Annotated in this window: 6 protein-coding genes; all 6 read left to right on the forward strand. The window is 37.9% G+C overall.

The features are described 5' to 3' along the window. Positions 1–243 precede the first annotated feature (243 nt). Positions 244–876 carry a Crp/Fnr family transcriptional regulator gene (locus ACS5PU_RS18405; protein WP_439460628.1) on the forward strand — a complete coding sequence of 211 codons (633 nt, stop codon included), beginning with the start codon at positions 244–246 and terminating at the stop codon, positions 874–876. A 447-nt stretch (positions 877–1323) separates the two neighbouring features. Then, the gene (locus ACS5PU_RS18410) at positions 1324–1893 is read left to right on the forward strand and encodes a UbiX family flavin prenyltransferase (RefSeq protein ID WP_439460629.1); all 570 of its coding nucleotides are present in this window, start codon (positions 1324–1326) and stop codon (positions 1891–1893) included. Positions 1894–1941: 48 nt separating this feature from the next. Next, complete coding sequence (locus tag ACS5PU_RS18415) at positions 1942–2484, forward strand: hypothetical protein (protein WP_439460630.1); 543 nt, start codon at positions 1942–1944, stop codon at positions 2482–2484. Positions 2485–2570: 86 nt separating this feature from the next. Further along, the gene (gene mtaB, locus ACS5PU_RS18420; RefSeq protein ID WP_439460631.1) at positions 2571–3893 is read left to right on the forward strand and encodes a tRNA (N(6)-L-threonylcarbamoyladenosine(37)-C(2))-methylthiotransferase MtaB; all 1323 of its coding nucleotides are present in this window, start codon (positions 2571–2573) and stop codon (positions 3891–3893) included. A gap of 371 nt (positions 3894–4264) precedes the next feature. Continuing rightward, positions 4265–5416 carry a prolipoprotein diacylglyceryl transferase gene (locus ACS5PU_RS18425; protein WP_439460632.1) on the forward strand — a complete coding sequence of 384 codons (1152 nt, stop codon included), beginning with the start codon at positions 4265–4267 and terminating at the stop codon, positions 5414–5416. A 61-nt stretch (positions 5417–5477) separates the two neighbouring features. Continuing rightward, positions 5478–6266 carry an inositol monophosphatase family protein gene (locus tag ACS5PU_RS18430; protein WP_439460633.1) on the forward strand — a complete coding sequence of 263 codons (789 nt, stop codon included), beginning with the start codon at positions 5478–5480 and terminating at the stop codon, positions 6264–6266. Positions 6267–6495: the final 229 nt, after the last annotated feature.

The following is a 6495-nucleotide window of genomic DNA, read 5'->3' on the forward strand; positions in this document are numbered from 1 at the left end:
ATACGTTAATCACCAATCATTTTATATTTATATCATAACATTTATCATACAATGTAGTCTTAATTGTATTAATGTTTTATTTTTATAATTGATAAGAGGTTAATAAACAGCAGGTAAGCAAAATTGTAGCTATAAGCAGATATTTTAGCAAACATTTTGTCTTTGCAGGCGTTTAGGAAGAAGGTAGATTATATTTTCGTTGCCCCCTGGGGCTTTTTTTGCTATTACATTTTATTTAAGACTATGAACCGCGAAAACATGTATATCTCAAAGAAATGGCTGTCGTTTAACGGATTTTCTCCATTGATCAGCATATTTAAACTATTTCATCATTTAACACCCGAAATAGAATTCATTATCAACGAACACACCTTTCCGGTAACGTTTAAAAAAAACAAATTCATTATATCTCCGCTTGATACCCATAAGTGTGTATACCTTATTTTAAATGGTATGGCAAGGGGATATATGAAAATTGATAATAAAGAAATTACAACTTGGATTGCCAAAGAAAACGAACTGGTGGGTAATATGTACCATGGGGTAGAAAGTACAGGGCAGCAGGATGAATACATTCAGGCGTTAGAAGATACGGTGGCCATTGCTGTTCCGCATACGATGTATAAACTCTTGTATGTTAATCATTACAGCATCAATTACATCGGCCGGAAAATTACACAGTTACATTATTTACAGGCTTGTGAGCGTGCACTGATCTCCCGGTTGCAATCAGCAGAAAAAAGATATATCCGTTTTACAAAATCTTATCCCGAACTGGTTAACCGCGTACCATTAAAATACATCGCTTCATTTCTGTGTATGCGTATGGAAACCTTAAGCCGTATCCGGTCCAAGTTATTGGTTTTGCCAACTTAAAATAAGCAACAGGCCAAGTTTTCAACGCGGTTTTTTTGTAAAAAATAAAGCGCTTTGTATTATTTTAATGTAAAAAAAATGTAAAGTAAAATCGGTAAAATAAGTTGCTAAAAATCTAAATGTATTGGTATACTCGCAATTTATGACTGATTTGTGAGACAATATTTTTGATTATGTTTAGCTATAAACGTCATTTTTACGCTAAAAACCATTTTTTAGTTAAATTTTATAAAAATTATTAACCTATTAATCAGTGTGTTATGTTTTATTTTTTGCGAAAAATCAACGTTTACGCATTTTAACATTTCACACTTATATTATTTTAAAAATTTATATATATTTGTTCTTACCCTTTCGAGGGTATGTTTTTCATAGGTAGATGTAGGGTCAGAACAAAGTTCTGGCCCTTTTTTGTTTTAATCCGTACAGAAAACCTACTTTTGTTTTATGGTTAAAAAGAAAGTTGTTGTTGCGGTTACAGGTGCCAGCGGTTCGGTTTATGCAAAAGTGCTGTTTGATGAGCTGGTGAAACTGAAAGATCAGATTGAGCAGGTTGGTGTGGTAATGAGCGATAATGCCAAAGAGGTTTGGGAATTTGAACTGGGTAACCAGAACTTCAAGCACTTTAAGGATTTTCAGTTTTATAGCAAAAACGATTTCAATGCACCATTTGCTTCTGGTTCTGCTAAGTACGACACCATGATTATTGTGCCCTGCTCTATGGGTACGCTGGGGCGCATTGCGCACGGAATCTCTAACGACCTAATCTCGCGAGCAGCAGATGTGGTTTTAAAAGAACGCAGAAAGTTAATTGCTGTAGTAAGAGATACGCCTTTTAGTTTAATCCACATCAACAATATGAAAATAGTTACCGAAGCAGGCGGGATAATCTGCCCGGCCAACCCATCGTTTTACAGTTTACCAACAACTATAGAGGAAGTTGCCGGAACAGTGGTTAGCAGGGTTTTAGATTTGGCTGGCTTTGAGCAAAAAAGCTATCGCTGGCAGGAGAAATAGGGCTGTAAGCTACAGCTGTTTACCAATTTTAGCATTATTTTAAAAAAAATGAATCCATTTTTCCGCAGGTTATTAATACTGGTACTTTTATCTTCAGCCATGGCCGAAGCAAGGGCGCAGCACGATTTTATCATTACCCTAGAAAACGATACGATTAACGGAAGCGTAAAAGCTGGATTATTATCTGAATACGTGATCAGATCAAACGATGGAAAAAGCATTAGCTTTTCGCCCAAAACCGTTAAGGGATATTATGTATCCGAAAAGAAACAAAAGTTTATATCAGGCAGCGTTCCTGGCCGTGATCAAAAGTATTTCTTACAAGTATTGGCAGAAGGCAAAATCAATCTTTACGAACAAAAGGTAAAAACGCCCGAAGGGGTTTGGATTATAACCTGGTTTGCGGTGAAGGGAAACGGCGAATGGACCGATGTAATTACAGATAGGTTATTTGCTAAAATTAAAGCGAGAAAAACTGTTTTTTCAGATCTGATTGCCGATAACCCAGGTTTAAACCAATCTTTTCAAGAGGAGAAAAAATACGATTTTGATATTGTCAGGAAATACGTAACCAACTATAATAATCAATAGCCATAGGACGCTATAGTCTGTAGTTTGTCAGTTCTCCAAACTCAAATCCAAGAACTCCGAACAAATTTCTTATCTTTGCAGGCTCAATGAAAAAGGTCGCATTTTATACATTAGGTTGTAAACTCAATTTCTCCGAAACATCAACTATTGGTCGTTTATTTACCGATGCAGGTTATGCCGTAGTAGAATTTCAGGATCAGGCCGATGTTTATGTGATCAACACCTGCTCCGTTACCGAGCATGCCGATAAAAAATGCCGTAAGGTAGTTAAAGAAGCATTAAAATATTCTCCGAATGCATTTGTAACCATTGTTGGCTGCTATGCACAGTTAAAACCACAGGAAATTGCCGAAATTGAAGGTGTTGATATGGTTTTGGGTGCTGCCGAAAAATTCAGGATTGTAGAGTATATTACCGATTTAACCAAAAATCCTAAAACGGTAGTTCACCAACAGAACATAGAAAAAGTAAACCACAACTTTATTGCTTCTTATTCAATTGGCGATAGGACCCGTACTTTTTTAAAGGTTCAGGATGGTTGCGATTACCCATGTACTTACTGCACTATTCCGTTGGCACGTGGCGCTAGCCGTAGCGATACCATTGAAAATGTAGTGAACCGTGCAAAAATAATTGCAGAAGGCGGTGTAAAAGAAATTGTATTAACCGGGGTAAACCTGGGCGATTTCGGGATTAGAAACGGCGAACGCGAAGATAAATTTTTCGATCTGGTTAAAGCCTTAGATGAAGTGGAAGGTATCGAAAGAATCCGCATTTCATCAATCGAACCCAATCTGTTAAGCAATGAAATTATTGAATTTGTGGCCACTTCGAAAAGGTTTGTGCCCCATTTTCATATCCCGTTACAATCTGGTTCTGATAAAATCCTCGGTTTAATGCGCCGCCGTTACCGCACAGATCTGTATGTAGAACGCGTTGCCAAAATTAAAGCCGTAATGCCGCATTGCTGTATAGGTGTTGATGTAATTGTAGGTTTTCCAGGCGAAACCAAAGAAGATTTTCTAGATACTTACCAGTTCTTAAACCAGCTTGATATTTCTTACCTGCACGTATTTACCTATTCGGAACGCGAATTAACGGTAGCTGCAGAAATGAAAGGTGTGGTAGCCGGAAGCGAGCGCAACGAGCGCAGCAAAATGTTGCATATTTTATCTGATAAAAAACGCAGGGCCTTTTACGAATCGCAGATTGGCAGCAATGCTGAAGTATTGTTCGAAGCCGATCAAAAAGCTGGTTATATGCACGGTTTTACCAAAAACTATGTAAAGGTACGCGCTAAATACGATCCTGTTATGGTAAATGAGTTAAAAGCAGTTAAGCTTTTAGAAATTACTGCCGATGGAGAAGTAGAAGTAGCTGAGCTGGAAACAGCTTATGCACATCATTAATCTAATTATTAGCCCTGAGTTAGAAGTCGTAATTCTTTAATGTGCTGTTTGTCACTCTGAACGCAGTGAAGAATTTTTTTAGCATCCGGCAGTGTAAATATCCATTTCTGTCATTCTGAAAGCAGTGAAGAATCTTTAAAACCACAAACAAAACTGATTCTGAAACAAATTTGATTGCTATTGGATCAGGATGAGGCCTCGAATTAAAAAATGGCTTAACCTTTCAGCTTTGGTCTTTTTACTTTAGTCTTTAACCTTTCAGCTTTGGTCTTTCAGCTTGGTTTTTCAGCTTTAGTCTTTTTGCTTTAGTCTTCCTTCTTTAACCTTTCAGCTTTGGTCTTTCTTTCCTATCTTCGCAACAAATTATTTGTATGTTTCCTACCGTTTCACATTTTTTAGAATACCTACTCGGCATTAATTTACCGCTTCCATTTAATACCTTCGGTGTTTTTGTAGCGCTGGCATTTGTTGCCGGTTATTGGGCCTTTACCAAAGAGCTTAAACGCAAAGAAGCGCTGGGTATACTTCATCCAATAAAAAAAACAATCGTAATCGGTAAGCCCGCAACCACTTCCGAACTGATTATGAACGGCCTTTTTGGGTTCGTTATCGGATACAAATTAATCTATGCACTACTAAATTATAAACTGTTTGTAAACGATGCACAGGCAGTTTTAATGTCGACTAAAGGAAATATACTTGGTGGTTTGTTTTTAGCCGCCTTATTTGCCTATTGGGACTACACAGAAAAGAACAAACATAAGTTAGATAAGCCCAAAGAAACGTTGGTTACCGTTCATCCATACCAGATTATGAGTAATTTGATTGTTTGGGCAGCTGTTTGGGGCTTTTTGGGCGCTAAATTTTTTGATAACCTGGAGTATTGGGACGATTTTGTTCAACACCCTATAGAGCGTTTGCTGTCTTTTAGCGGTTTAACTTTTTATGGTGGTTTAATTTGTGGCGGTGCAGCCGTATTGATTATTGCCAAAAGAAACGGCATCAAACCCTTGCATATGCTTGATGTTGGCGGCCCTGGTATGATGCTGGCCTATGCAGTTGGTAGGATTGGCTGCCACATGGCGGGCGATGGCGACTGGGGAATTGTTAATCCAAACCCAAAACCTTTTTCTTGGTTGCCAGATTGGTTATGGTCTTACAAATATCCGAATAACGTTGTTGGAGAAGGTATTCCAATTCCAGGATGTGGCCCAGGTAAATTTTGCAATGAACTTGCCCAGGGCGTATACCCAACACCCATTTACGAAGTGATTATCTGCTTAATATTGTTTGCTTTTCTATGGAGCATCAGAGATAAAATAAAAGCCCCAGGCTTAATGTTCGGTATTTACATGATTTTGAATGGCCTTGAACGTTTCTGTATTGAGCTTATCCGCGTAAATTCCAAATACCATGTTTTTGGCTTATCATTTACACAGGCCGAAATGATTTCAACTTTCTTGGTTGTTGGCGGAATTGCACTAAGTGCTTATGCCTTAAGGAATAAAAATACACTGGCTTAATATAACCATCCAAAAAATTAATTTATATCCAACAACCTTTGATGGGTTTTGTTAAACAGCTATGAATTACGAATTATTATGCAATAAAGTGATCTCAATTGTAAGGCTTACCGGAAATTTTATCCGTAAGGAGGCCATGCAGTTTGACGCGAACAAAATTGAGTACAAAGGTTTAAATGATATGGTTTCTTATGTTGATAAAACAGCTGAGCAGAAACTTGTTCAAAACCTCGAAAAATTAATTCCTGATGCAGGTTTCATTACCGAAGAAAAAACCATCAGCAGGGTAGGCAAAACCTATACCTGGATAATCGACCCATTGGATGGAACTACGAATTTTATTCATGGTATACCGGCCTATGGCATTAGTGTGGCGCTTTACGAAGATGGCCTGCCGGTTATTGGCGTGGTTTACGAACTGAACAGGGCAGAAATGTTCTATTCTTACAAAGGCGGTAGTGCCTTTATGAACAAGAAAGAAATCAAAGTTTCAGTTAATCCCGATCTGCAATCGAGTTTGTTGGCTACTGGATTTCCATATTATCAGTTTGATAAACAGCCGCAGTATTTGAAACTACTGTCCGAAATGATGCAGAAAAGCCATGGCGTGCGTAGAATTGGTGCAGCAGCCATTGATCTGGTATATACCGCGTGTGGGCGATTTGATGCTTTTTTTGAATTTAACCTACAGCAATGGGATTTTGCAGCTGGGTGTTTCATTGTTCAGCAGGCAGGAGGAGAGGTTTACGATTTCTCAGGTGGCAATGAATACTTCACCAAAAGAGAAATACTGGCTACCAATGGAAAGCTTACCGCTGAAATTTTAGCCGCTATTAAGCAGTATTTTTAATCAACAGAAAGCTTTATTTTTCCTACTTTATATAGGCCGTCATTTCGACCGTAGTGGAGAAATCTATTCTAAATAGATCTCTCCATTCCGCATTGCTCTAGTCGAGATGATTGTTATGATAAAAACAAATTTTAAGCAGCTATATTATAATTGTTTTTATAGCTCTCCTGGTTTTTTATAACTGCTGCAACTCTGAGCGCTATTTTGTTTCTGACCGCGTTAATTATGC

Source organism: Pedobacter sp. GSP4 (assembly GCF_051857575.1).
Classification (GTDB): Bacteria; Bacteroidota; Bacteroidia; order Sphingobacteriales; family Sphingobacteriaceae; genus Pedobacter.